At 44.9% G+C, this 26,017-nt stretch carries 21 protein-coding genes and 1 tRNA gene; 5 read left to right on the forward strand and 17 right to left on the reverse strand.

The window, feature by feature from the left end:
• Positions 1–4: 4 nt before the first annotated feature.
• A complete protein-coding gene (locus EGM68_RS16585; protein ID WP_013371973.1) occupies positions 5–892 on the forward strand; it encodes a LysR family transcriptional regulator in 888 nt (295 codons plus the stop codon).
• A 58-nt stretch (positions 893–950) separates the two neighbouring features.
• On the opposite strand, the gene EGM68_RS16590 is transcribed toward EGM68_RS16585, so the two are convergent.
• The 7 genes from EGM68_RS16590 to EGM68_RS16620 form a co-directional block, all read right to left on the reverse strand.
• Complete coding sequence (locus EGM68_RS16590; RefSeq protein ID WP_013371974.1) at positions 951–2,528, reverse strand: glycoside hydrolase family 43 protein; 1,578 nt, start codon at positions 2,526–2,528, stop codon at positions 951–953.
• Positions 2,525–3,502, reverse strand: coding sequence for a pectinesterase family protein (locus tag EGM68_RS16595; protein WP_129549606.1), 978 nt, complete (start codon positions 3,500–3,502; stop codon positions 2,525–2,527). Before EGM68_RS16595 ends, EGM68_RS16590 begins: the two co-directional genes overlap by 4 nt.
• Positions 3,503–3,527: 25 nt before the next feature.
• On the reverse strand, positions 3,528–4,412 hold the full coding sequence (locus EGM68_RS16600; protein ID WP_129549607.1) for a dienelactone hydrolase family protein: 885 nt from the start codon (positions 4,410–4,412) through the stop codon (positions 3,528–3,530).
• A gap of 23 nt (positions 4,413–4,435) precedes the next feature.
• Positions 4,436–5,797, reverse strand: a complete 1,362-nt coding sequence (locus EGM68_RS16605) for a glycoside hydrolase family 28 protein (RefSeq protein WP_025676474.1) — start codon at positions 5,795–5,797, stop codon at positions 4,436–4,438.
• 171 nt (positions 5,798–5,968) lie between these two features.
• Positions 5,969–7,489, reverse strand: coding sequence for an extracellular solute-binding protein (locus tag EGM68_RS16610; protein WP_040103344.1), 1,521 nt, complete (start codon positions 7,487–7,489; stop codon positions 5,969–5,971).
• A gap of 28 nt (positions 7,490–7,517) precedes the next feature.
• On the reverse strand, positions 7,518–8,141 hold the full coding sequence (locus tag EGM68_RS16615) for a YesL family protein (RefSeq protein WP_126666827.1): 624 nt from the start codon (positions 8,139–8,141) through the stop codon (positions 7,518–7,520).
• A 21-nt stretch (positions 8,142–8,162) separates the two neighbouring features.
• On the reverse strand, positions 8,163–9,128 hold the full coding sequence (locus EGM68_RS16620; RefSeq protein WP_013371980.1) for an ABC transporter permease: 966 nt from the start codon (positions 9,126–9,128) through the stop codon (positions 8,163–8,165).
• A gap of 269 nt (positions 9,129–9,397) precedes the next feature.
• Between EGM68_RS16620 and EGM68_RS16625 the strand changes: the two genes are divergently transcribed.
• Positions 9,398–10,297, forward strand: coding sequence for a carbohydrate ABC transporter permease (locus EGM68_RS16625; protein ID WP_013371981.1), 900 nt, complete (start codon positions 9,398–9,400; stop codon positions 10,295–10,297).
• On the opposite strand, the gene EGM68_RS16630 is transcribed toward EGM68_RS16625, so the two are convergent.
• Positions 10,294–12,555: a helix-turn-helix transcriptional regulator gene (locus EGM68_RS16630; RefSeq protein WP_025676468.1), complete on the reverse strand. Its 2,262-nt coding sequence runs from the start codon at positions 12,553–12,555 to the stop codon at positions 10,294–10,296. The two genes, EGM68_RS16625 and EGM68_RS16630, sit on opposite strands and share 4 nt — an antisense overlap.
• Before the next feature lie 165 nt (positions 12,556–12,720).
• Between EGM68_RS16630 and EGM68_RS16635 the strand changes: the two genes are divergently transcribed.
• From EGM68_RS16635 to EGM68_RS16645, 3 genes are all read left to right on the forward strand, one after another.
• Entirely contained in the window at positions 12,721–14,217 is a 1,497-nt protein-coding gene (locus EGM68_RS16635) for a GDSL-type esterase/lipase family protein (RefSeq protein WP_090738754.1), read from the forward strand.
• Positions 14,218–14,504: 287 nt separating this feature from the next.
• Positions 14,505–14,837: a hypothetical protein gene (locus tag EGM68_RS16640; RefSeq protein WP_019688017.1), complete on the forward strand. Its 333-nt coding sequence runs from the start codon at positions 14,505–14,507 to the stop codon at positions 14,835–14,837.
• Positions 14,838–15,318: 481 nt separating this feature from the next.
• On the forward strand, positions 15,319–15,993 hold the full coding sequence (locus EGM68_RS16645) for a DUF4352 domain-containing protein (RefSeq protein WP_240664057.1): 675 nt from the start codon (positions 15,319–15,321) through the stop codon (positions 15,991–15,993).
• A gap of 247 nt (positions 15,994–16,240) precedes the next feature.
• Here EGM68_RS16645 and EGM68_RS16650 read toward each other — a convergent pair.
• From EGM68_RS16650 to pyrR, 9 genes are all read right to left on the reverse strand, one after another.
• A tRNA-Ile gene (locus tag EGM68_RS16650) sits at positions 16,241–16,314 on the reverse strand.
• A gap of 123 nt (positions 16,315–16,437) precedes the next feature.
• The gene (locus tag EGM68_RS25765; protein ID WP_010345444.1) at positions 16,438–16,602 is read right to left on the reverse strand and encodes a hypothetical protein; all 165 of its coding nucleotides are present in this window, start codon (positions 16,600–16,602) and stop codon (positions 16,438–16,440) included.
• Between the two features lie 147 nt (positions 16,603–16,749).
• A complete protein-coding gene (pyrE, locus tag EGM68_RS16655; protein WP_013372061.1) occupies positions 16,750–17,391 on the reverse strand; it encodes an orotate phosphoribosyltransferase in 642 nt (213 codons plus the stop codon).
• Complete coding sequence (pyrF, locus tag EGM68_RS16660) at positions 17,388–18,182, reverse strand: orotidine-5'-phosphate decarboxylase (RefSeq protein ID WP_129549608.1); 795 nt, start codon at positions 18,180–18,182, stop codon at positions 17,388–17,390. Before pyrF ends, pyrE begins: the two co-directional genes overlap by 4 nt.
• Positions 18,183–18,248: 66 nt before the next feature.
• Entirely contained in the window at positions 18,249–21,464 is a 3,216-nt protein-coding gene (gene carB, locus EGM68_RS16665; RefSeq protein ID WP_129549609.1) for a carbamoyl-phosphate synthase large subunit, read from the reverse strand.
• Between the two features lies 1 nt (position 21,465).
• Positions 21,466–22,602: a glutamine-hydrolyzing carbamoyl-phosphate synthase small subunit gene (carA, locus tag EGM68_RS16670; protein WP_126666833.1), complete on the reverse strand. Its 1,137-nt coding sequence runs from the start codon at positions 22,600–22,602 to the stop codon at positions 21,466–21,468.
• Positions 22,603–22,664: 62 nt separating this feature from the next.
• On the reverse strand, positions 22,665–23,987 hold the full coding sequence (locus EGM68_RS16675; protein ID WP_126666834.1) for a dihydroorotase: 1,323 nt from the start codon (positions 23,985–23,987) through the stop codon (positions 22,665–22,667).
• 60 nt (positions 23,988–24,047) lie between these two features.
• A complete protein-coding gene (locus tag EGM68_RS16680) occupies positions 24,048–24,962 on the reverse strand; it encodes an aspartate carbamoyltransferase catalytic subunit (protein ID WP_013372066.1) in 915 nt (304 codons plus the stop codon).
• A gap of 2 nt (positions 24,963–24,964) precedes the next feature.
• Complete coding sequence (gene pyrR, locus EGM68_RS16685; RefSeq protein ID WP_013372067.1) at positions 24,965–25,525, reverse strand: bifunctional pyr operon transcriptional regulator/uracil phosphoribosyltransferase PyrR; 561 nt, start codon at positions 25,523–25,525, stop codon at positions 24,965–24,967.
• Positions 25,526–26,017 lie beyond the last annotated feature (492 nt).

Below are 26,017 nucleotides of genomic sequence, written 5' to 3' on the forward strand. Positions count from 1 at the left end.
GACTTTGGATCAATCTTTAATCGTCTTTGTTAGGGTTGCGGAGAAACAAAACTTCACACGAGCTGCTGAGGCACTACATATGACCCAGCCTGCGGTAAGTCAATATATTCAAACACTGGAACGCAGTGTAGGAACCCGGCTCCTGGAGCGAAGTAATAAATATGTGCGCTTAACTAAAGCAGGTGAAATTGTGTATCATCATGCCCAGGAGATTATCCGACTCCATACACGTATGCAGTACTTGGTGGACGAACTAATGCATACGGCAAAGGGTAACCTGTCTATTGGTGCAAGCTACACGTATGGTGAATATGTACTACCCCATGTAATTGCGCAAATGAGAATCCAGTACCCGCTCATTCAGCCCTCTATTACCATCGGCAATACATTGGAAATTGAAAAGCTCGTAATTCATAATCAACTGGATGTGGGCATTATCGAAGGAGAATTTCAGCATGACCATTTACACATTGAATCCTTCGCCGATGATGAAATGGTTATTGTCGTTCCGCAAAATCATCGTTTGGCCGGTACATCTCAAGTGGATATAAATGAGCTGCATGATGACATCTGGATTCTGCGGGAAGAAGGCTCTGGAACCCGGGAGGCGGCTGAAAAGATGTTTGCACAGCTTCGATTTTATCCTTCTCATATGATGAATTTTGGCAGTACACAGATCATCAAAGAGTCTGTAGAAGCAGGCTTGGGGATTTCTTTGCTGTCCCAATGGGTAATTCAAAAGGAACTTGCTTTAGGAACATTAGAAGTATTGGATATTCTCAATCTCCCGTTCATTCGGAAATTCTCCTTTCTGACCCCTTCTGCGGTATTTGAGACGAAAGCAACCACTGCTTTTTTGGAGATTTTGCGAGATTATAATGTAAAAAGGTAACCTGTAAAAGAAAAAAGCACCGATTAAGGTGCTTGCAATATAGTCAGTATTATATTTTTTATGAGGAGAGGTGGTCCTTACCATAGTATAAGAAATGGGAAAAGTCAGCGTAGCTCCCTTGGAATTGTTGCATATCATGAGCAGCAATACCTACAAAATTCCCTGTAAATCCTCCCGACAAAAAGCTGATATCCTGTATTTCAAAAAGTCGCTTCCAGGAAGGCTCATCTCCGACTCCATAATAAAATTGTGCATAGGAGGCATGGACCTCTACAGCCAAATGTACAGGAAGATCATTCTGAAGTGCAATCACTTGCGGAACTAACGTAAATGAATTAGCTTCACAGCGCATCATGCGCAGCACTTTTCCCACTCCCTCTTCATAGCTGACATACGTATACAAATAGTCCTCTTCATTGAGATACAGCAAAAGTCCCGCCATTTGCAAATAGCTTGTTGGCTGATACTCCAGTGCTGTTTCTACCCGAAAATGATGATCCGTTTGCCGAATGGCAAGCATGTGGTGCTTGAATAGACTTTGTATGGATTCTCCAGCATGAATTCGAAGGTAGCCTGGGCGCTGACTTAATGAACACCAGCTATCGTCCGCCAGGATACGCAATGTGTTCCACGATTTATCAATTGTGGGGCCCTCGAAAAAGTCTTCGAAAATATACTCCTGCTGCTCTTGCTTAATCGAAACTGTCCCTTGAGGCGCAGGCACCTCCAATTGAGGTGTATGGCCCCCGGCGGTTAATCGCAGCCAGCCTTCATCATTCCAATAGACTTGTTGCAACGCTGTCTCGCGCCCTAAAATGGCGTATTTCCCCTCCACTGGACGTGTGCATAAATGGGCCATATACCATTCTCCGTCAGGTGTTTGCACAAGACTGCCATGTCCTGCGCATTGTAACGGGAAATTCAGCTGATCACGAGATGTAAGCATCGGATTATGCGGGTCCACTTCATACGGGCCGGATATTTGCTTGGAGCGTGCTACGGTAACTGCATGCCCCGTACCTGTTCCACCTTCCGCTGTAATAAGATAGTAATAACCGTTCTGCCTGTAGATGTGGGGCGCTTCTGTCTTCTTCAATGGAGTGCAATCAAAAATTTTAACAGGCTCGCCAACAAGCCGCTGTTGACTGCTGTCATACTCCTGCATGACGATACCTGAAGACTTATTGCTTTCCAACATGCGGTAATCCCATAAGGCGTTCAATAGCCATTTGCGTCCATCCTCATCATGAAATAAAGACGGATCAAATCCACTACTATTCAGATAAACGGGTTCCGACCACGGCCCGTGAATCGTAGGCGCTGTTATCACAAAATTATGAACGTCCTTGAACGGACGCTTGGTGCTTTTCACATCCGTATAGAGTAGATAAAATAGGTTATCCGCGTAGCTCAATTGCGGTGCCCAAATGCTGCAATTTTTTGGGTTCCCCCTCAAGTCAACCTGGTCAGTCAAAATATCCGTGCAGTGCTCCCAATGAGCCAAATCTTTGGACTGGTACACCCGTACTCCAGGCAGCCACTCAAACGATGACACTACAATATAGTAAGTATCCTCGACTCGCGTAATACACGGATCGGGATTAAAGCCTTTTAATATAGGGTTTTGGATCATCATGAGACATCACTTCTCCTTGCTTTCCAAAATGCGACTCCCTCAAAAACCTGTTCCTTGCTCCATGCTTCTGTCCTCGCTTCAAAACAATCCGCCCACGGAACACGCTGCTGACGTAATGAAGCTATTTCATCAGATCCGCCATATTCCTGATAGCATACGGTTTTCTCGTTCGCTACAGTGTCCCAATTGTCCCAGCCACGCGGATCGATATGGTCGCCCATTTTACAATTGACAAATACGGTTTTGGCATATTCCCGCCATGGACGACCCAAAAAAACAGGGGTAATATCAGGCTCTGCGGTTAAATAGCAATGATCAAATACATAGCCGTACGTTTGTCCTTGCGGTGTAGAGGCGGCTGTAACGTAGCTTGTATGGTTCTTATGATGACGCAAACTACGAATCTCGCAATCTTCAAAGTAAGCGGTAGCCCCGCCAAAAATGAAGTCTATCGTACCCTCGATGTAACAATGCTGATAAAGCTGGCGATAGTATGCGTGATGTTCTTTCAAAGGAATTCCACCAAACTTTAATCGTTCTTTGGGTGCAGGAGGCAGAGGGCCTGTAAATAACGTGTCCTGGTACCCTTTAAAGGTGCAGTTTCTAAAGATGGTTTGATCACAATGAGCGTATACCGCAACGGCCTGCCCAATGTGTTCTCCCTGTCCGGCCGTGTTGGAAATGATGAGATTTTCCAAGATCAAATGGCTGCCGCCTACAAATAAAGTGGGTGTTGCAAAGGTTCCTATTTCCTCACCTGCTTCATTCCGCTCCCTGGCGTACCGATTCATTCGAATTTCTACCTGTCCGATGCCTATGATATGTAGATTTGAACGGTAAATCCGCACCTCTTCCTCATAGGTACCCGATAAAATAGTTAGCGTTTCCATTTCGTTGGAAGGCGATTGCTCCAATACATTAATCGCCTCCTGAATGGTGTGGAAATCACAAAAGGATTCTTTTCCGACTAGCATGGTTACCCCAATCCTTTCATTTGATTTACAAGTGTTCAGCTAAAAATGACTGCCAAGCCGTTCGCATTTCCAATGTCTCCATATGACCACCGCTCGCAATCACAGGCTGCCAATGCTCAGGGTGACCTGCTTTCTGATAAGCTTCCAACAACCCGTTTGCCAAATGCTCGACTCCTTCTATAGGACACATGCGATCATTTTGACCTGTTATACTCATCCGTGGGCGAGGTACGATCCGCTTTTGAATATCCAACGTGGTGAAATGCTTCAACAAGCCGGGAACATAGGAATAGAACCCATGATGATCCAATCCCCTTTTGGCGATCAGCGTATGGGCATCTACCTGTCCGCAGATATCAACCGTGACCTGTATTCGTTCATCTAAAGCAGCCATCCACCATGCCATAAGTCCACCCATCGACATGCCGATCGATGCGATGCGGGAAGCATCAATGTCCTCACGCTGGCACATATAATCTACCAAACGACGGTTATCATGCAGCATCATGCCCCACAGCACCTGGCCCTGCCAGAGCATTTCTTTTACCAGCTCGCTCTCGGTTTTGCCTCCACGTTCATTGAAGCCCCACATGTCGATACAGCACACGCAATATCCCATGTCTGTCAGAACTGTAGCAAACGAGGGCTGCTGTAGGTAAGGACTGCTATGGAGCAACTCCTTACGTCCATTCGTATAGTTGCCCCCGTGCGAATGGTTAAAAACGACCAATGGGAACGGGCCGTTCCCTTGTAAGGGTGTAGCTACATAAGCGGGCACAGACTCGATTCCGTTCAAGTCCAGTAGGAGACACTCCAGTCGATATCCCTCCCGCTCTTCTTGATTCAGCAGAGTTGCCGTTATAGGGCGATCTGCCGGAAGGTCGCCCAGCAATGCTTGCAACTTATCCACGTTTTATTCTCCTTTCATCCCTCCTAGTTCAGCACATTCTGTTCAGAAGGTTGTACCGTTACTTGTTCTATCAGCTTTTCAGGCTGAGCTGTATTCTTCGAATGGCAACGATTGATTTCAACGTTTTCCCCATTTTCAATATAAAAGGCAGGACCTTCATGATTCTCAATCGTAACCTGTTGAAAACGAATATCCTTCGCGTTACCCAGATAAAAACCACGGTTATTCATATCTTCAATCCCTGTCATCATGGCCGGACGACCGGGAATCGCATTTTTAGCCATAGAAATATCAATATTGGAAAATGTGATTTCAGCGATATATTGCTCTGCAAGTCCGTACAAGAAGCCAGCCGCCGCATGAACCTGTCTTGCCGTAATATTAGAAAAATGGATTCTTCTAAAGCACGGAGTTTCATCAGTAATCGGATAGGGATTTTTATCCCAAACATATTTGTCTTTGCCCCGAGGTCCGCAGAAATAATACAGGTTTAGAATAAATGGACAAATGACCTCCTCCATCACAATGTTGCTGATGCGAATATCCTCGATGACTCCACCGCGTCCCCGTCTTGATTTCAGACGTATACCCCGATCCGTTTGCTTGAACACGCAATTGCTAATCGTAACATTACGAATATCTCCGCTCATTTCGCTTCCCAGCACGACAGCACCATGACCATGTACCATTGTACAGTTGGTAATCGTAATATTTTCACAAGGAATCCGTTCTTGCGTATCTTCGGTTCCTGCTTTGATCGCAATACAATCATCGCCTACATCTATATTGCAGTTGCTAATACGAACATTGGAACAGGATTCGGGATTAATACCATCCGTATTGGGAGAGTCCGCCGGGTTAAGAATGGACAAATTATCAATCGTAACGTTATAGCAAGCAATGGGGTTTACAGTCCAACTGGGGGAATTTTTTAACATAACATCTTTAATGGTAACCCGCTGACAACGGTCAAAGCTGATTAATTTGGGTCTCGGATACTGTAACTCCTCTGGATGATTCCGATGCTTTTCCCACCACGGCTGACCATTTCCATCCAGCGTTCCGCTGCCTGTAATCGAAATATTCTCAAGGTTCTCTCCATAAATACACGATGCATGTACTTCCCGCTGAACGCCCTCCCATCTGGATTCTACTACAGGGTAATCAGCCAGTTCCGTACTGAAGGAAAGAATGGCGCCAGGGCTTACATGCAGCTCAATGTTGCTTTTCAGAAAAATAGCGCCCGTTAGGTACGTTCCAGCCGGAACAAAAACGGTGCCTCCACCAGCATTACTTGCCGCTTCAATAGCAGCCGCAATCGCCTCTGTTGCCATCGTCGTACCATCCTGAACTGCTCCATAATCTACAATGTTGTACAATTGCATTTCGTTCTCTCCTGTCTTTATTTTTTGTGAATGATAATGATTTATAGACTGGGCTGGAAAACACACTGGAAAACGGAGTAGGCGGAATGGTGCTGGACAAGTGTCAGCAATGATAAGCACCATCCGCCTGCGTAGTGACAATTCATGTACACTAATATTCAACCTATATCTTTATTTTTTCGATTTCTTATACGCTTCTTCATACTCAGTGGTAATTCGTGCTCCGCCTGACTTTTTCCAATTTTCTACAGCTGCCTTAAATCCGGCTTCATCAATTTCACCCATAATAAATTTGAAGGAGGCGTCGGTAATGATTTTCTCCAGCTCTGTCCCTTGTTCATTAGCGGTAGCTGAATCCAGTGGCACTGTCGGGTCTAGAACAGCAAATTTATTATTTTCTCGCACTAATTCGTTAGCCAGTTCCTTTTCCGGATTGGCATCCTTTAAGTTATAAGTCACTTCACTTGGTCTAGAGCTTGAAAACGGCTGAACATCTGCTTGCCACAAATCTGTATTCGTAATTTTGAAGGAACCATCCTTTTCAATTTTATAATGAGTACCTTCAAGACCACCGGTCATATACATGTATACATCTTTGTCAATTAAGTCATCTACAAATTGCAGCAGTCTCTTCAACTCAGCTTCTGTCTTTACTTCAGATTTCGGAAATGCCAGCAAGCCTCCTACCCCGCTTCCCTCAGACCATACGTGGTATTGTCCATCTCCATTCGAAATCTTGTTGACAGGTACCAGCTTTAGCCCTTTTTGTAAGCCTTGAGACAAGGTTCTGAGGTTAGAAATATCGATCATGCCTGTATAAATCCCTGCTTTACCTTGTGCAAATTGTTGTTGCTGGTCCGTTTTGGCGGTTACAGCAAAGTCTTTGGAGAGATACCCGTTTTTGTATAATTTATTGGAATACTTTAAGGTCTCCAAATATTGAGGAGTATCAAATTCCGGCGTAAACTTTCCGTTTTCATCTACTTTCCAGCCATTAGGTGTACCAAAATAGGAACTTAACGTTTTGAAACTGCTGTAGCGCAGATCCGATCTGTCAACAAACCCAGTCGTATCATTTTTTCCATTGCCATCCGGATCATCTTCTGTAAACGCTCTCGCAACTTCATACAACTCATCCAGTGTGGTCGGCACCTTCAGTCCTAAGCGATCGAGCCAATCCTGACGAATGACCAAACCCGCCCGAGCCAGATTCTTCTGGAACGGAACACCATATAGCACCCCTTCAATAGAAGCGGCTTCTCGCACTTCAGGTGGGATCTTTTTCAAATTTTCGTAATCATCCAAGTATTTGCCTACATCCCAGAATAGTCCTGATTTCAATGAACTACGTACTGAGGAATTTGTCATCATCGTCAAAGTCACCATATCTGCCAATTCACCAGAAGCCAGTGCGGTGGTAATTCTCTCTTCCTTGGAAGCATCCGGTACCCAGTTAAACGTAATTTTGGAATTGGTGTATTCTTCGATTTTACTTTTAATCGTTTCTGTAGGCGGAGAGGCTGTATGCAATACGTTTAGCCAGGTAAATTCCAGTTTGGATTTAGGATCATAGGTTTGACTGCCTTGATCTTCAGTTCCCTTGTCACCACAAGCAGCTAGAAAAACACTCATGACCATAAGTGCGGCAAGAAGACCTGACACTCCCTTTTTCATCTTGATTCCTTTTTTCATCGTGTTTGCTCCTTTTTGGTTTGTATATTCATACCATATCTTCCTCTTTCACCAGAACCTCTCGCTCTATTTTGCTGAATACCTGATGCGTCATCCACATCACGAGATAACCGATGATGCTCGCTCCGGCAAAAGTTAGAATTCCTGGGTACAAGCCTAGAATCAATGCATAAAGCACGACAATGGCTACAAAAAGAACAAGTGTATATTGTAAATACGAAAAACCAATCACGATCGACATCTTGATCTTCAGCTTGATGCCTTTCCAATCATAGTGAGCCAGCAACGGAAAAATGTATGCCAAAGAGATAAGATACAAAAAGGCACCCATCAGCGTCACCACACGAATATACCAGGATGAGACGTTGACGATATCCACGTAGAGCACGTAACCCACAAGGCTGTAAAGCCCACCAATGATGGCTGCTTCTTTAAAGCTTTCTTTAAAGTAACGTACAAACGTCGAGAAAATGGCGACTTCCTCATTGCCCCGAATCCACTGCCTTAAAATGCTAAGCATAGCAACGGTTGCAGGCCCAACACCTATAAAACCCAAGCCCAGGATCGTCGCAATGGTCCACAGCAAGTTAAGGTAGACCAGGCGTAGCAGGCGCATGCACCATTTGTTCATGTTTTCTACAAACCGTACCATTTTGCATCCTTCCCGTCGTCATTAGTAAACGCCGTCTTCACCAAATTTCTTAGCGAGTCGATTGGAGAGCATAATCAGAATTAAACCTACTACACCTTTAAAAAGTCCTACTGTCGTACTGAAACTTAATTGTCCATTCTTTAAACCCGCAGTATAAATATAGGTGTCAAAGATTTCAGCAACCTCGCGGTTTAATGAATTCAATAGCAGATACATATGCTCAAAGCCCAAATCCAGCGTGCTACCAATTTTCAAAATTAACAATGTAATAATAACCGGGCGGATCGCTGGCAACGTCACGTGCCATGTCTTTCGCAAACGTCCAGCGCCGTCCATTTCTGCTGCCTCATACAATTGCGTATCCACCACTGTAATTGCAGATAAATAAATGATGGTAGACCAGCCGAGTTCCTTCCAAATCACTTGCCCGATATATACCGTTCGCAGCCACTGCGGAGATGTTAAGAAGCTGATCTTCTCACCGCCCAGCGCGGCAATCATTTCATTCAGTACACCGCCGTCCACTGTCAGGAAAACATAAGAAATCGAAACAATGATAACCCATGACATAAAGTGCGGAATGTAGATAATGGTTTGAATAATGTTTTTGAAAAACATCTTCCTAACCTCATTCAGCATGAGCGCCAATATGATGGGCAACGGAAAAAAGATTACAATATTCAGTGCAAATAAAATCAGCGTATTGCGAAGCAGCATAAAAAACGTAGGCTCAGTAAACAAACGAATAAAATGCTTCATTCCTACCCATGGACTGCCTGTGATTCCCTGAAATGCTTGATAATCCTGAAATGCAATTACCAATCCCCCCATAGGGAAGTACTTGAAGATAATGAAGTACACCAATCCGGGTAAAACCATCAGATAGAGCAGCTTGTGTTTCTGCATTCGTAAAAGGCTTTCCGTCGTTCTTTTGTTCTTCTTCATTTTCATCTTCATGTTTGGTGCGGGGACACTTGAAACTTTCATTAGTTCGACCTCCTTCAAACGTTCCTGTATACGCTTTCAAGAGTACGTTATTTTCGGCATTCCGCATATAATCATCAAATGATAGCGTTTACAAAAGTAGGCCAACAGCCTACTTTATAGCCTCTTCACCTTAGCTAATGATTACTACACAACTTAATGATCATCCTCTTTATTCCACGCTTAGAGAACACCTCAAGATTTGATTATATACGGAATTCTTTCCTCTTGATAAGGTTTACATGTAAACGATTACAAGGAGGTCAACCACATTGGAACAACCATTACTCAAACCAAAATTACGAAAAAAAGAATCACTGGGCAGTCGTATTTTCAACATTGTAAACAGTACACTTTTGATTCTCATTGCCCTCACTTGTCTCTTGCCTTTTTTGAATATCATCGCCAGCTCATTTGCCTCAACTGAGGAAGTAGTGGCCAAGAAGTTTATTTTATTCCCTGTTACTTTTTCTCTGGATGCTTATCGCTATATCCTATCCACTCCAACGATTTTTAGAGGACTTGGGGTTTCGGTCGGAGTAACGATCGTGGGTACAGTTGTAAGTATGATTTTTACCGCTTTTATGGCTTATGGATTATCCCGGAAATATCTGCTTGGCCGCAATACGATTAACTTCATTGTCGTGTTCTCTATGTTGTTTAGCGGGGGGATGATTCCGACATTCCTCGTTGTCAAAAGCATGGGGCTGATCAATTCGTATTGGTCCTTGATTTTGCCCGTAGCCATTAATGCATTTAACCTGATTATCATGCGTAACTTTTTTCAGGCGTTGCCGGATGATTTGGAGGAATCGGCCAAGATGGACGGGTGCAACGATTTTGGTATCTTCTTTAAAATTATGTTGCCATTAGCCCTGCCTTCTATTGCAACTATTTCTTTATTCTACGCTGTTGCCTACTGGAATACGTATATGCACGCTATTCTCTATATCAATGACTCTGCCAAATGGCCAATTCAAGTCTTACTTCGCCAAATTGTTATCGTCTCCAGTGGTATGCAGGCAGAAGGAACCGCGGTAGATGTCATCCCGCCTGCGCAGACGATTAAGATGGCGGTCATTGTTATAGCGACCGTTCCAATGTTAATCGTGTATCCATTTGTGCAAAAGCACTTTGTCAAAGGAGCTTTGCTGGGGGCGGTTAAAGGTTAATTGGCTTGCTTCATCTTTCGATAAGCCCCTGGTGTAACCTGTTCTTTTTTCCGAAAAGAGCGGATGAAGTTTTGCGAATTATGATATTGCAGTCGCTCGGCGATTTCTTTAATCGTCATATCTGTCTCAACGAGCCACTTCTTGCTCATTTGCAGGCGATAGCCCATCAGATATTCGCTAAACGTTGTACCGTATTCTTTTTTGAAAATACTGCTTAAATAATTCGGATTGTAATGCAGTCGATCTCCAATGAGTTCTAATGATAATTCCTGGTCATATTCAGCACGGATAATCGCGGCAATTTTCTCTGAGAGACAGCGGAATTGCTGGTTGGTCTTCTCCTTCATGCTTTTTACCATGGGGAAAATAACCTGTTCTAACAGCATGCGTTCTATCTCCTCCGGGTTACGGATATCCAGCAAACGGTGATACAAGGCATGATTGTCTTGCGTCAGTAGCACTTCAATCCCTAATAGCTGCTCTAATTGGATGAGGTTATTTACAAATCGTACCAATAGCACTTCGAAGTTCATGGAATGATTGTTCTTTGTCATCATTTCTGCCAATAAAGAGTGCACGGTATGATATACCTGCTCTTCATCCCCTATGCGAATGGCATCAAACAGTTTCGATTCCAACTCCGCAGGATAATGAAGCAGTACCGGACCTGAAATGACCATGGAAATATCCTCATAAAAAATAATCGACTCTTTACCTAGATTTAAACGGTGATGTAATGCTTGCTTGCTCATCTCACAAGCTTCTTTGCTTTCTAACAAGTTATCATACGCTGTGCTAATACCGATGCTGATGGATACATTCAAATACTCTTTTACATGCTGAATCAAAAGGGTCGCATGATCCAGCACTTGCTTTCTCATTTCCTGTGCACTCTTACCTGCCAAAATTAAAATGGTAGCCTGAGTGTTATCGTTCAAAATGATCGGAAGCATACGCAGCTGCTCTGGAATCGTTTCTTCTACGATTTTGTTAATAGCCAGCAGTAAAATATCTTTATCCGAAGGTTCTCGATCTCCCAGATTATCCAGTTGAACTAACAAGGTAATATACATTTGATTCTCGATCTGCGGGTAGCCCAGACGTGGCATTTTTCGTGCCAATTCCTCTGCGGAAACACGTTTGCGAAACAGGTTGAGAATCAATTGCGTTTCCAACTGTGGCATTTCGGACTGAATGAGACTTTCCAAGCTTTCCTTCTCAGTTACAATGTTGTCGATGGAATTAATAATCCACTCAATTTCATTTTTAGAAGGTTCATTTTTGAATGCGAAATTAGGATTTTTCGGCAAGCTGCGTTTTATTTGCTGAAATGGCTTGGTAAAGTAAATGGCAATGATGTAGGCCACCACCACTATTAAAAGCGTTAATACAAGGCCCATCATGATAATCCCAAATTTGGTCGTTTGAAACGCGTTTGCAATCTCTTTTTTATCTAATACCGTTAAGTAAGTCCAATTGTTGTAAGCAGATTTAGCATAAATGATTTGCCGTGCTGGCTGATGCTCCGTTTTCTCCAACGTTAGCATGCCTGTGTTGTCTGATTTAGCAGTTACTTCTGAAATGTGCTGAAGCTGCTGAGTAGACAATAAGGGAGTAGCAGGCTCCGTTTCGTACATTAAGTCGCCTTTGTTATTCAAAATAATCACAGGCATATGATCCTCTGTTTGAATGGTACGACTTAACGTCTGCGACGAAATATCAGACAGCGCAATGGCCTGCTTCTTTTTGGAAAACACAGGCAAGGTATTCACAAAACGGATTCCTTTATCTGTTTTAATCCAGAATAGTCCCTTATCCTGGTGGTCTATATAGGTGCTAATCAGCTGTTCTCGTTCCGTTTTCGTCAAATAAGACAGGCTTCCATTGGAGATTCTCCAATTCTGATTTAGGCTGATCAGTGAATACTCGGTTCCTTCTAATCCCATCGTAGCAATATAATTGAGCTGGGTATTCACATTCCGATATGCTACAAAATCTTTTTCTGTAATGGGATTTTTGACAACTTCATTAAAGGAACTGGTCGTGCTATACGTATTAAAAGCGTATTCAATCGTTTGAATTTTCTGCTCCAGGCTATTTCTAATCTGCGCCATGTAGCTTTGCTTGGTATTGGAAACTCTCTCCACAACGGAGCTAATTGTTGTAAAATAGATGTAGCTGCCGAAGCTGGCCACCAATCCTATTCCCAAAACCAGAATCGTAATAAAAATAGTGTAGAACATTCTTCCTTTTTTCATTGCGCTCCCCCTTTGGTTCTTGGTATCACACCAAATTATAGCGCTTTCATAACAAGGTTTAAATCATTTTTTTCACGTGTGCATTATTTTTTACATCCGTATCATTCCAATTTAAGTTGATTTAGTTTGGTTTGCGGCAGATAAAAAGAAATTTGGAGGTCTCTTATGTTACATGTCGTTAGTTCTAAAGAACAGATTGTAAAAGAAGAATTTCCGTTAGACACTTCCTTTCTCTCCCTCTATCCTGTAGCGGTCCGTGAAGCTCGTCCTTTTGTATTGGTGTTACCTGGCGGTGGCTACGAGCATTTGGCTTCACATGAAGGAGAGCCGATCGCCCGATGGTTAAATGATTTAGGTATTCACGCGGGTGTGCTGGAGTATCAGGTCGGCGATTTCGAGGTTACCTCCTTGCTGGAAGATGTAGAACATGCGTTGCAATGGATTCGCCAAACATCGCATGACTGGCAAGTGATCCCTGATCAAGTGGGTCTCATCGGTTTCTCAGCAGGCGGTCACCTGGCCTCCATTGTGTCCACGATTGGAGCGGAAAAACCAAATCTTCTGATGTTGGGATACCCTGTAATATCATTCCATGAGCCTTATACGCATTTGGGAAGCCGTACGCACTTTTTAGGCGAACAGCCGAACTCGGAGCAGCTTCAAGCCTTTTCATCCGATCGGCAAGTGACTGCACAGACACCCCCAACTTTTATGTGGACAACGGCCAATGATGGAGCTGTACCGGTAGAAAATAGCCTGTTGTTCGCTTTCTCATTATCCAGAGAGCGTATTCCGTTTGAACTGCATGTATTTGAAGAAGGGCGGCACGGATTGGGACTGTCTGAGGACAACCGTGAATGCCGACAATGGCTCGACCTGGCGGAAAAATGGCTTCAAAAACATGGATATGCGCAGACAAGACAGCGGATGACAACTCGACTGTTTATCGCAGGAGACTCTACCGCAGCCCAAAAAGGAGCAACCGAAAAACCGATGACAGGCTGGGGCGAACATTTGCAAGCTCATTTGGACTCTACTGTTCATGTGGACAATCGTGCCGTCAATGGGCGAAGCACCAAATCCTTTATAGTAGAAGGGCGATTAGCTGATATTGAAAAAGATATTCAAGCTGGCGATTATCTGTTTATCCAATTTGGACATAACGATGAGAAAAAAGAAGACCCCACGCGCTACACCGATCCTGAGGGAGAGTACCGTCTAAACTTAATTCAATTCATTCAGTCCGCTCGGGAACGTGGCGGAATTCCTGTGCTATTGACCTCTGTAAGCCGCCGCCGTTTTACCGCGGACGGTGAACCTGATCCGCTGGCCGTAGGAGCTTATCCCGATGCCATGCGAAAAGTAGCCGAGGAAACCCAAACACCGTTGCTCGATATTTTCGAAGCATCACAGCAGCTTTATCGTTCCATGGGTGAAAAAGAGTCCCAACTTCTATTTATGCATTTGCCTGAAAAAATGCACCCTAATTACCCAGCCGGGGTAGCAGATAATACCCATTTTTCTGACGAAGGAGCAAGGAAAATTGCCCAACTTGTAGCAGAAGCGATTTGTCAAAGTACGGAGCTATCTGCATTAAAGCAATGCATGATCGATAGAAATCTAAATATCAGTGAGACGGTTGCACACCAACTTGTCAACTGATATCAAGTGCCAGGTATGTTAATACGAAAACGGACTTCGAGCGTATCACGCTGATGTCCGTTTTTTATTCCTTTTTAGCAAAGATAGCCAATCTATAGGGAATAGTTCAAAAATACAGTACACATAATAAATTTCTTTAATTGTTATATTTTAATTATTTTGTATCTAATAGGACTTTAGGGTCATTTCATTGTATTGTTTTGACAACATTTGTCGAATGAAGTGAAATCAACAATTTTACATGGTATATTTTAGGAGCTCATATCATACATAAGGAGGATTTTTTAATGAATACTAAGAAAATATTATTATCAACAGCTATGTCTTTGGGACTCCTTGGAAGTATTATCGTTCCTAGTGCGTCCGCATCAGTAGGCCCTTCTCCAGTAATTACACCTATTGTAGAAGTTAATGGAGTATACTACAGAACGGCTACGTTGCCACGTAATTATTCCTATGCGCTGTCAAATTACCCAGGGGATACTTATAAAGTGGCGAGCGGAAATGTCACCGTTTCCGCTTCCGGCGTGGTAACTACCACCACTGCAACGAATGCAAGAGTTGAGATTTACGCCGGTAACGGTAAATTGAGAATGGTGTATACCGTTAAGGTAAACTAGGAAAAAGCCTTAAAAAAGCACTGTTCGTTTATTCGAGCAGTGCTTTCTTTGTTGGACCTATATTCCTACTAGCTATAGCGACGTTATCATGAGAGGCTTCAAAATTAATATACTCGGAAATTATTAAAAATGAATGGGCTGAGTCACCCCTCTCTTTGCTACCCAATGTCTTGTTCTCTGACCTTTAAAGATCATATTTGGACCGAATCCAATAAAAACAAGGCCTAGCTTTATCAATAACAGTTTGTACTCTTTGAGACATTAACTAGTTCCTTACATAATAAGATTTTGGCAAACCAAACCACAAAAACAACTACATAAAAAATCCCAGAAGCATAAATTGCAGACTTGAATTGTAGTCCGCATAATAAATTGCGGTATAAATATTAGAAAAAATAGTGAAATTAGTTATTCTTTAAATGTACTTACAGTATCATCAAGTAAAGATCATTCATTACTATCAAAAGAAGAATTTGAACAAATGTATGTAAATGCTGATCAGTTTGAAGATCGCTCTATTAATTTTTATGGACAAATCACCTATGGTCCTAAGGAAAATAGAAATGGAATTTATGTTCAAGTGAATGCTGATCCGAAAAATAATGAAAAAAACACTTTTGTTTACGGCGATAGTTTTTCCAGCTTCTCTAATGTAAAAGAGAATGATTTTATCCACGTAACTGGTACTGTCATAGAAAAATATCGTTATAGAACGACCCACGGCAATTACACCTCAGCTCCTGCCATCGCAGCAAATAAAATAGAAAAATCTATGTTTATTGATCCTACATTGAGCACTATAGAAGTAAATAAGTCAGTAAAACAAAAGGGCTATATCATGACTCTTCAAAAAGTCGAGTTTGCTGAAGAGGAAACTCGGATTTATATGGCAATCGAAAACAGATCTACAAGCACTATAAATTATTATGACTTTTATACTAAATTGGTTCAAGGAAACAAACAATACGAACCAACGTTTGATCGCGTAAGCTATACTTACCCTGAATTACAGTCCGAAATACTACCTGGTGTGAAGACAGAAGGAATCCTTACATTCTCAAAAATAGACTCTTCTAAGGATTTAACCTTAATTGCAAAAGGTTCTTCAGAGGAACTTGAATATAATCCATTCAAGTTTAAGATTTCAAAAAAATAGTCTTTTCGGAGCTCCTTCTAGCGAATTGCATCCCCTAGAATAGATACTGCCCCCTTCGGGTAATGCAATATATTCTACGGGATGCATTCTTGATGGCAATAAAAGATCAAAAAATAAATCGAATTCATAAAAAGTAAAAAAGAGAAGATTCGTTAGCAACTTAGAATTCCCTCCTCAAATTGCGATTTTACTTCCGCCCTCTGTAAACAACAAAAAAACCCTTGCTTAGCAAGGGTTTTTGAGGAAATGGGCCCTGAGGGACTCGAACCCCCGACCAATCGGTTATGAGCCGACCGCTCTAACCAACTGAGCTAAGGGCCCTCAAAAAAACATGTATATTCACGTTACATATTCGTAACAGCAACGTTAATTAATATACAACATTTTCTTGTGTTTCGTCAATAGTTTTTAGAAATTTTCTTTTTAAAAATTATTTTTGTAAACCTATGGAATAAATCGGACACCATAACGACCTTTGCGCGAGCGGTACACCTCCACTGCGCGGGGATCATTGTAGCCGTACATCCATCCGTCATGCTCCAGCCTTTTTGCTAAACATCCTGCCTGAAATTTAGTCGTGTACAGTCTGCCGTAGTAAACCCAATACATCCGAACTCCCTCTTTTCACATGATAGTAGGAGTTAGTGTAACCGGATCGAATTCGATTTACACAGCTTGATTTCTAACAGTCTGGACTGGATCACAATGAGTCTGTGACGCACTACTTATTAGCTCCGTTGTCTCTAATACTCAGTCTTATTTGCCGAAGGAAGCCGGGTCCTGACGCCAGGAACGTAGCAGTTCCATCTCTTCCTCCTGGATGGTTCCTTCACGCAAGGCAACCTCCATCAAGGCAGTGTAATTGGACAAGGTCTGCAGCTTCACTCCTGCTTCTTCAAAAGCTTGAGTGGCTTTGTCCAGCTGATAGCTGAAAATAGCCAGTACAGCTAACGGCTGAGCGCCTGCTTGCTCTACTGCCTGTGCTGCTTTAATGGAGCTTCCCCCGGTAGAGATGAGGTCTTCGATAACCATAACCTTTTGTCCAGCGCTGATGCGGCCTTCGATTTGATTCTCTTTCCCGTGTCCTTTGGCTTTATCTCTGACATAAGCCATCGGCAGATTTAGCTTTTGCGCCACCCAGGCGGCATGAGGAATCCCTGCTGTGGCTGTGCCGGCAATAACCTCGGTTTCAGGGTATTGTTCGCGGATGATAGCCGCAAAAGAGTCTGCGATTAGTTCACGCACCTCCGGGTAGGACATGGTCAAGCGATTGTCACAGTAGATAGGGGATTTAATGCCTGATGTCCATGTAAAAGGCTGCTGTGGACGCAGTGCTACTGCCTGAATGCGTAACAGATGGGATGCAATTTGCTCTGGTATATTGTGTAGTGTAGTCATACTTGTATCATCTCCTCAATAATATGTTTCGCTGCGGCGCGTGGGTCTGATGCTGCCGTGATCGGCCGTCCAACGACAATGTAGCTGCTGCCCTGGGCAATGGCTTGTCCAGGTGTTAGCACACGCGACTGATCACCTGTAGCGCTGCCAGCCGGGCGTATGCCAGGGGTTATGGTTTTAAAGTCAGATCCGCATACCGCACGAATCGCAGGCACTTCCAATGGGGATGCGACCACACCGTCCAATCCAGCCTCACGCGTCAATTGTGCATAACGAACAACAGCATCCTGTACTGTGCCAGGAATGCCTAACTCCGTATTCATGGTCGTCTGATCCGTGCTGGTCAGCTGTGTGACTGCAATAATTAGCGGCATGGTAAGTGAGCTGTCTGCGGAAATCGCTGCTTCGGCCCCGGCTCTGGCTGCCGACATCATACTGCGGCCTCCAGCAGCGTGTACGTTAAACATATCCACCCCTAGACGGGTAATGCTCTCTGCCCCTCCCCGTACCGTGTTAGGGATATCATGCATTTTCAAATCCAGAAATACGGAGTATCCTCTTGATTTTAATTGTTTTACAAAAGCTGGCCCTGCGCTATAAAACAGCTGCATACCCACTTTTATATAACAAGGAATTCCCTCCAGCTGCCGAATTAACTGCTCTGCCTGTTGTGCATCCGGGTAATCTAGCGCAACCATCAGCCGTCCTGCCATCTGCTGAAATGCTTCGTTCACCGTTCTACCGCCCCTTCTCACATCAATTCGGGTATATTTGCCCGTGATAAAGGACATCCGTCAGCAAAAGCTGATGAATGTCCTTCCCATTACCACTTATTTTTCTCATCTATTCATAACTTGTTAGTTGCTCAGAACTGGCATCGATTCGGATGTGAAGTTAATCGTCTCTAGCATTTTTAACAGAGCGCGCACTGTATCCAGCGAGGTCATGCAGACAATACCGTTCTCAACTGCTTCACGGCGGATGCGGAATCCGTCACGCTCTGGTGTTTTGCCTTTGGTCAGCGTGTTGAAGACGAAGTTGGCTTCACCTGTGCGGATCATATCCAAAATATTCGGATTGCCCTCACTTAGCTTGTTAACAGTGTTCACTGGAATGTTGGCCTGTTCCAAGGCTGCTGCCGTTCCACCTGTAGCAATAATTTTGTAGCCTAATCTGTAAAAGCCCTGCATCAGCTCGACAGCTTCTTCTTTATCCTTATCCGCCACTGTGATGATGATCGCCCCAGTAGATGGAATTTTCATACCTGCACCTACGAGTCCTTTGTATAATGCTTTGGCGTACTGGATATCGCGTCCCATAACTTCACCTGTAGATTTCATTTCAGGCCCCAGTGTCGGCTCTACACGACGCAGCTTGGCAAAGGAGAATACAGGAACCTTAACCGAGACATAATTACTTTCAGGCCATAGTCCATCTGTATAGCCTGCATCTTTGAGCTTACCGCCCAAAATGGCCTGTGTCGCCAGGTTCGCCATCGGAATATTCGTTACTTTACTCAAGAAAGGAACTGTCCGTGAGGAACGAGGGTTAACCTCAATGACATAGACTTCATCTTGATGAATGACGAACTGAATGTTTACCAGACCAATCGTTTTCAATTCCTTGGCGATGCTGATCGTAATGTCCACGACTTTTTGCTTCAGCTCGTCAGACAAGTGTTGTGGCGGATATACTGCGATCGAGTCACCTGAGTGAACCCCTGCCCGTTCCACATGTTCCATAATCCCTGGTACCAGGACCGTTTCACCGTCACAGATGGCGTCAACCTCAACTTCTTTGCCCAACATATAACGGTCGATGAGCACAGGATGTTCCGGATTGATTTTAACCGCTTCTTCCATGTACCGCAGCAATTCCGTATCTGAGTACACAATTTCCATAGCACGCCCGCCCAGGACGTAGGATGGACGTACCAGAACCGGATACCCCAATGCTTGGGCAGTTCCTACCGCTTCATCTACCGACGTGACCGTGTTGCCTTTAGGCTGGGCGATAGCAAGGCGAGACAGCAGCTGTTCGAACTTTTTCCGGTCTTCTGCTTCATCGATACTTTCCAGACTCGTACCCAGAATATTCACGCCTGCCGCACTAAGTGGAGCTGCAAGGTTAATCGCCGTTTGACCGCCGAACTGGACGATGACACCAATCGGTTTTTCCTGCTCAATGACATTCATTACATCTTCGAAGAAAAGTGGTTCAAAGTAGAGACGGTCCGACGTGTTGAAGTCTGTAGAGACGGTCTCCGGATTGTTATTAATAATTACCGCTTCGTAACCTGCTTTTTGAATAGCCCATACCGCGTGTACGGTGGAGTAGTCAAATTCAATCCCTTGACCGATCCGAATAGGTCCTGAACCGAGTACGATAACTTTCTCTTTGTTGGATGGAATCACTTCGTTTTCCACCTCATAAGAGGAGTAGTAGTACGGAGTTGTGGCTTCAAACTCGGCTGCGCACGTATCTACCATTTTGTAGACGGGACGCAGGTTTTGATTTAGACGGAATTCACGAACCTCAGACTCGGTTGTCATACTCTTCTGTTGACCCATACTGCGAATCTCGGCAATGGAGCGGTCGGTAAAACCTTTTCGTTTGGCCTGATAAAGTGTTTCCGAGGACAGCTCAGACTCTCCAGCGATAATGGATTCGAACTTAACAATTCCTTCTACCTTATCGAGGAACCACCAATCAATTTTGGTTACATCCTGAATGTCTTGTTGTTTCCAGCCACGACGGAACGCCTCGGCTACCAGGAACAAGCGCTCATCATCTGCTTTAGCCAGACGCTCTTTGAGTACCTCATCAGATAGTTGATCGGCGCCCTTTAGATGCAGGCGATGTACCCCAATTTCCAGAGAACGAACCGCTTTATGGATAGACTCTTCAAATGTACGTCCGATGGCCATGACTTCACCGGTTGCTTTCATTTGTGTGCCAAGCTTGCGGTTGGCAGAAATGAACTTGTCAAATGGCCAGCGTGGTATTTTACTCACGATGTAATCCAATGTCGGCTCAAAGCAAGCATACGTTTGTCCCGTTACTGGATTCACAATTTCATCCAGTGTGTAGCCTAGTGCAATTTTGGCCGCCATTTTGGCAATCGGATATCCTGTCGCCTTGGAAGCCAGTGCCGAGGAACGACTCACCCGTGGGTTGACCTCAATCACGTAGTATTGATAGCTGTGCGGATCCAGCGCAAACTGTACATTACAGCCGCCTTCGATATTGAGGGCGCGAATAATTTTCAGAGAAGCCGAGCGCAACATTTGGTACTCACGATCTGACAGTGTCTGGCTCGGTGCTACGACGATACTGTCGCCAGTGTGCACGCCGACCGGATCGAAGTTCTCCATATTACAGACAACGATGCAGTTGTCATTGCCGTCACGCATGACTTCATATTCGACTTCCTTCATACCTGCGATACTTTTTTCCACTAAGCATTGTCCGATTGGACTGTAACGCAAGCCAGAGCTGACTGTTTCACGTAATTCTTCTTCTGTGGCGCAAATCCCACCGCCTGTACCTCCCAGCGTATAAGCCGGACGAACGATAATGGGGTAACCGATTTCGTTAGCAAATTCCAATGACTCTTCCAGTGTTGTTACAATTACGCTCTCCGGTACTGGCTGTTCCAACTCACGCATCAAGTCGCGGAACAAGTCCCGATCTTCAGCTTTTTCAATTGAATTCAGTTGAGTTCCCAGCAGTTTAACATTTTCGCGTTCCAACACTCCAGCGCGAGCCAGTTCCACTGCCATATTTAAACCTGTCTGTCCTCCCAGCGTAGGAAGGAGACCATCCGGACGCTCCTGGCGGATAATCTGTGTTACAAAATCAAGTGTAATCGGCTCGATGTATACTTTATCTGCCATATTGGTGTCTGTCATGATGGTTGCCGGGTTACTGTTGATCAGTACTACCTCGACGCCTTCTTCTTTGAGCGCTTGACAAGCTTGTGTACCAGCGTAATCGAATTCTGCTGCCTGACCAATGACGATAGGACCGGAACCGATCACGAGTATTTTTTTAAGTTCTGTATTTTTCGGCATATTAGCGCTCTCCTCTCACTGCGGCGGCGATAGTAGCCTGACGCGGTTGCTTTGGTTGATTTCTTTTGTGTTCACGGATCATTTCCAGGAAGCGGTCAAACAGGTAGCCATTATCGTAAGGACCAGGCGCAGCCTCTGGATGGTATTGCACCGAAAACGCTGGATACTTAGTATGTTTAAGACCCTCAATCGTTTTATCGTTGTTGTTAATATGCGTCACTTCAAGTTCTGTTCCTTGGATCGATTCCTCATTCACTGTGTAGCCATGATTTTGTGATGTGATGAAGCAGCGTCCGCTCTCCAGTTCTTTCACCGGGTGGTTACCACCGCGATGTCCGAATTTCAGCTTTTCCGTATCTGCTCCCGAAGCCAAGGCGAACAACTGGTGTCCCAAGCAAATTCCGAAAATCGGGTATTCCCCTAGCAATTCAGCCACCGTACGTACAGCATGCGGTACGTCTTTTGGATCTCCAGGACCGTTGGACAGCTGAATACCGTCCGGATCCAAGCGTCGAATTTCCTCGGCCGTCGTATCATGTGGAACGACAACCACATCACAGTCTCGTTTATTCAGTTCGCGCAGGATGCCGCTTTTAGCACCATAGTCAATCAATACAATCCGTTCTCCGTTGCCAGGGCTGCTGTACGGATGAGGAGTAGAAGTCAAAGGAACCTGATTACGCAGTTCTTCTATGGTCATGTCGGACATCATTTCTTTTAGTTCTTCCAACGGCTGGGAACCAGTCGTCAAAATGCCCTTCATTGTGCCGTGATGGCGAATAATCCGGGTGAGCATGCGGGTGTCGATGTCGCTAATACCAATGATGCCATATTCCTTCAGCAAATCGCCCACGCTGTATTGAGCACGCCAGTTACTTGGCGCCGGCTCGTAATGTCGAACAGCAAAGCCGTGTACATAAGGCCGTACTGATTCAAAATCATCACGAGTAATTCCGTAATTTCCAATTAGCGGGTAAGTCATGGTTACGATTTGTCCGCAATAAGAGGGATCCGTCAGCACCTCTTGATAGCCTGTAATCCCTGTGTTGAAAACGACTTCGCCTGTTTTTTCACCTTCCGCACCAAATGATGTGCCTGTAAACAGCGTGCCGTCCTGAAGTAACAATCTTGCCTGCATCCCGTCTCACTCCTCTATTTTGTTTCCTGCTATAAGGTTCTATTTTTTTAATTAGTTGTGTATTATTTTGCTTCGTCAGCAGACCATACCAGTTTGCCGTCTACCCAAGTTTTCACCGGCCAGCCTTTGAGCTTCCAGTCTGTAAAAGGAGTGTTGCGTCCTTTGCTGGCAAACGTTTGTGGATCAACTGTCTGCTCCTGCTCCAGATCAATCATGGTCAGGTCAGCGGGTGCTCCCTCTTCCAGACGTCCCGTATCAAGGCGGAAGACACGTGCTGGGTCAGCCGTCATACGGCGCACCAGAAAGTCCAGCGTCCATTGCCCGGTAGCTACGAATTTGGTGTACAGCAGCGGAAAGGCTGTTTCAAATCCAACGATTCCAAATGGCGCCAGCTCCATCCCTTTTGCCTTCTCTTCCTCGCTGTGTGCTGCATGGTCCGTTACGATGATATCAATCGTTCCGTCCTCCAGCCCCTCGATGCATGCCTGTACATCACGCGGGGAGCGTAGTGGAGGATTCATTTTCCAGTTGGCATCCAGCCCAGGAATGTCCTCATCGGACAATACCAAGTGATGCGGGCATACCTCTGCAGTAACCTTGATGCCAAAAGATTTGGCATGGCGAATCAATCGCACCGATTGCTCTGTGCTGACATGGCATACATGATAATGTGCCCCAGTTGCTTCGGATAGCAGAATATCACGTCCAACATGGATAGCCTCAGATTCGTTGGGTATGCCTTTGAGCCCGTGACGCTTGGCAAATTCACCGTCTGTCACTGCTGCTCCTACAACCAGCGTGTTATCTTCACAGTGTGCAATGACCGGCATATCCAGCGCTTTGGCTCGTGACATGGCATCCTTCATCATTTGTGCACTTTGCACTCCGACTCCGTCATCAGTAAAGCCGATGGCACCTGCTTCTTTGAGCGCTTCAAAATCTGTCAGCTCACGTCCCAGTTCGTTTTTCGTGATGGCTGCGTAAGGAAGTACTTTGGCCAGCCCAGCTTCCTGACCCTTTTTCAGCACTAGCTGAACCGTGTCTACATTGTCTGTCACTGGACGTGTGTTTGGCATGCAGGCAATCGTGGTAAATCCACCTTTCACCGCAGCGCGGCTGCCTGTTTCAATTGTTTCTTTATATTCAAAGCCAGGTTCTCTCAGATGCACATGCATGTCGATTAGACCGGGAATGACCAGCTTTCCCTGGGCGTCGATTTTTTCGACTTCGAGCTCTTGTCCAGATGCCCCTTCTTCCATAATGAGGCTAACTCCGGCTTCCGCATTTGCGATAGCCAAAATTTTTCCGTCAGCGATGAGAATGGATTTTAATTCCGTCTCGCCCTGCTCGTTCAATACGCTTGCATTCATAATTAATTGTTTCATCTGAAATATTCCTCCGCTCAGGTTTTTTGCAACTTTTTCCTACGATCCTACTGACAGCTGCTACAGCTTCATTGCCCGTTCCATAACCGCCATGCGGATCGGAACCCCGTTGGCCATTTGCGGAAAAATTCGTGATTGCTCGCTTTCCACAACTGCACTGTCGATCTCCACATTCCGATTCACTGGAGCCGGGTGCATGATAATTGTTCCGGACTTAAGGCTCGCTGCTCTTTCTTCTGTCAGACCGTACTGCTCTCGGTACTCATCCGCTGAGCGCAACATTCCTTCAGCATGCCGTTCAAGCTGGACTCGCAGCATCATGACCACGTCTGCCTGCAAAGCTTCTTGCATCGGCACATAAGGCGCGTACGTTGCAAGCTCAGGTGCCTGCATATTGTCCGGTGCACAGAAGCTAACCTTGGCTCCGAATTTTTGCAAGGCCCACAGATTCGAGCGAGCTACACGGCTGTGCAAAATGTCTCCTATGATGGATACTCTCAAGCCTTTAAGCTCACCGAAAGTTTTGCGCATGGTGTAGAGGTCCAGTAAAGCCTGCGTTGGATGCTCATTGTTGCCGTCTCCCGCATTAACCAGCGGAACACTGACCTTCTCAGCAAGCTCTTGCAGCACTCCGGCTGGCTTTAACCGGATGACTCCAGCATCAATGCCCATGGATTCGAGCGTACGTACAGTATCGTAAATGGACTCCCCTTTTTCCACACTGGAAGCCGCAGCGGAAAAGTTCAAAACCTGAGCGCCGAGCCGCTTCTCCGCCATTTCAAAAGAAAAGCGTGTGCGTGTACTATTTTCAAAAAACATGTTGGCCGCGAAGCGTGACTGTAGGACTGGAATCAGCTTTTGCGGCTGTGTTTCCCAATAATGAGCACGATCCAGAATCGACTCAATTTCATTTCGGCTAAGTTCTTTTAATCCGAGCAGGCTACGTTCTCTAAGTTGACTGGCTGTTGTGATCATACCTATTCCCCCCGGTTCTGAATGATCGTCACTTCGTCCTTACCGTCCGTCTCCTGAAGTGCAACTACGATTTCCTCAGATTTGGAGGTCGGGATGTTCTTGCCGATGTAATCCGGACGAATCGGAAGCTCACGGTGTCCGCGATCTGCTAGCACAGCCAGCTGGATCATTTGCGGTCGTCCGCAGTCCATCAATGCATCCATCGCCGCTCGAATGGTGCGGCCTGTGTACAGCACATCGTCAAAGAGAATGACTTTCTTATCATGAACCGATACGTCAGCAGGATTCATCAAAAGCTCTTTTCCATTTCCTTTAGCCTCGGCAACGCTGCTCCGGTCATCCCGGTAGGCTGTAACATCCAGCTCTCCCCATGGAATCGGTGCGCCTTCAATCTCAGCAATTTTTTCAGCCAAGCGCTGCGCCAGATGAACTCCGCGTGTTCGAATACCTACTAGCACGCAATCGTCGATACCCTTGTTTTTCTCCAAAATTTCATGTGCAATCCGCGTTAATGCCCGACGAATCGCAATTTCATCCATCAGTACATGTGTTTCATTACTCATGCTTCCAGCCTCCTCAGGTGATGTTCCCTTCAGACCTGGTCCCGTGTCGGATACAAAAAAGACTCCTTGCCCAAGTTTGGCAAGGAGTCTCGTATGAACAGTCTCCCACTGTTCTCCGATCTGTCGGACACACTGAAGACATACCGCCGCAGCGGATGCACTGATCAGTGATCCATTCACGTTACCTTGCCAGCCTCACGGGACTGATTTAAAGGTGCTATTCAGGATTTCCTTTGTCCTGCTTCTTATAGTGCGAGATGGCTAACCATCTCTTGGACAAAGTTCATCGCAACTACAAGAAGTATGACAGATTGAAAATCTCGTGTCAACACCCGTTCAACCGGAACCACCGGAAGCACTTTAATAAATATACATCATATCTGTATAATTATCCATAGTTGTTTTTACCCATTCCTTGTCTCACAATAAAAAAACCGCCATTTAGGCGGTCTAAATTAATGATTTATTCAAGTTTTTGAATAGAAAAGCAGT

It is taken from the genome of Paenibacillus sp. M-152 (genome assembly GCF_003856555.1).
Taxonomy (GTDB): Bacteria; Bacillota; Bacilli; order Paenibacillales; family Paenibacillaceae; genus Paenibacillus; species Paenibacillus polymyxa_C.

Bases quoted from the DNA above. Each gene is read 5' to 3' on its own strand.
- pyrF (WP_129549608.1), bottom strand. From the start codon at position 18,182: ATGTCCTTTATCACGGGCAAATATACCCGAATTGATGTGAGAAGGGGC.
- EGM68_RS16675 (WP_126666834.1), bottom strand. From the start codon at position 23,987: ATGAAACAATTAATTATGAATGCAAGCGTATTGAACGAGCAGGGCGAG.
- EGM68_RS16590 (WP_013371974.1), bottom strand. From the start codon at position 2,528: ATGATGATCCAAAACCCTATATTAAAAGGCTTTAATCCCGATCCGTGT.
- EGM68_RS16620 (WP_013371980.1), bottom strand. From the start codon at position 9,128: ATGAAAGTTTCAAGTGTCCCCGCACCAAACATGAAGATGAAAATGAAG.
- EGM68_RS16615 (WP_126666827.1), bottom strand. From the start codon at position 8,141: ATGGTACGGTTTGTAGAAAACATGAACAAATGGTGCATGCGCCTGCTA.
- EGM68_RS16640 (WP_019688017.1), top strand. From the start codon at position 14,505: ATGAATACTAAGAAAATATTATTATCAACAGCTATGTCTTTGGGACTC.
- EGM68_RS16680 (WP_013372066.1), bottom strand. From the start codon at position 24,962: ATGATCACAACAGCCAGTCAACTTAGAGAACGTAGCCTGCTCGGATTA.
- EGM68_RS16595 (WP_129549606.1), bottom strand. From the start codon at position 3,502: ATGCTAGTCGGAAAAGAATCCTTTTGTGATTTCCACACCATTCAGGAG.
- pyrE (WP_013372061.1), bottom strand. From the start codon at position 17,391: ATGACTACACTACACAATATACCAGAGCAAATTGCATCCCATCTGTTA.
- EGM68_RS16645 (WP_240664057.1), top strand. From the start codon at position 15,319: ATGTATGTAAATGCTGATCAGTTTGAAGATCGCTCTATTAATTTTTAT.
- pyrR (WP_013372067.1), bottom strand. From the start codon at position 25,525: ATGAGTAATGAAACACATGTACTGATGGATGAAATTGCGATTCGTCGG.
- carA (WP_126666833.1), bottom strand. From the start codon at position 22,602: ATGCAGGCAAGATTGTTACTTCAGGACGGCACGCTGTTTACAGGCACA.
- EGM68_RS25765 (WP_010345444.1), bottom strand. From the start codon at position 16,602: ATGTATTGGGTTTACTACGGCAGACTGTACACGACTAAATTTCAGGCA.
- EGM68_RS16630 (WP_025676468.1), bottom strand. From the start codon at position 12,555: ATGAAAAAAGGAAGAATGTTCTACACTATTTTTATTACGATTCTGGTT.
- EGM68_RS16635 (WP_090738754.1), top strand. From the start codon at position 12,721: ATGTTACATGTCGTTAGTTCTAAAGAACAGATTGTAAAAGAAGAATTT.
- EGM68_RS16610 (WP_040103344.1), bottom strand. From the start codon at position 7,489: ATGAAAAAAGGAATCAAGATGAAAAAGGGAGTGTCAGGTCTTCTTGCC.
- carB (WP_129549609.1), bottom strand. From the start codon at position 21,464: ATGCCGAAAAATACAGAACTTAAAAAAATACTCGTGATCGGTTCCGGT.
- EGM68_RS16605 (WP_025676474.1), bottom strand. From the start codon at position 5,797: ATGCAATTGTACAACATTGTAGATTATGGAGCAGTTCAGGATGGTACG.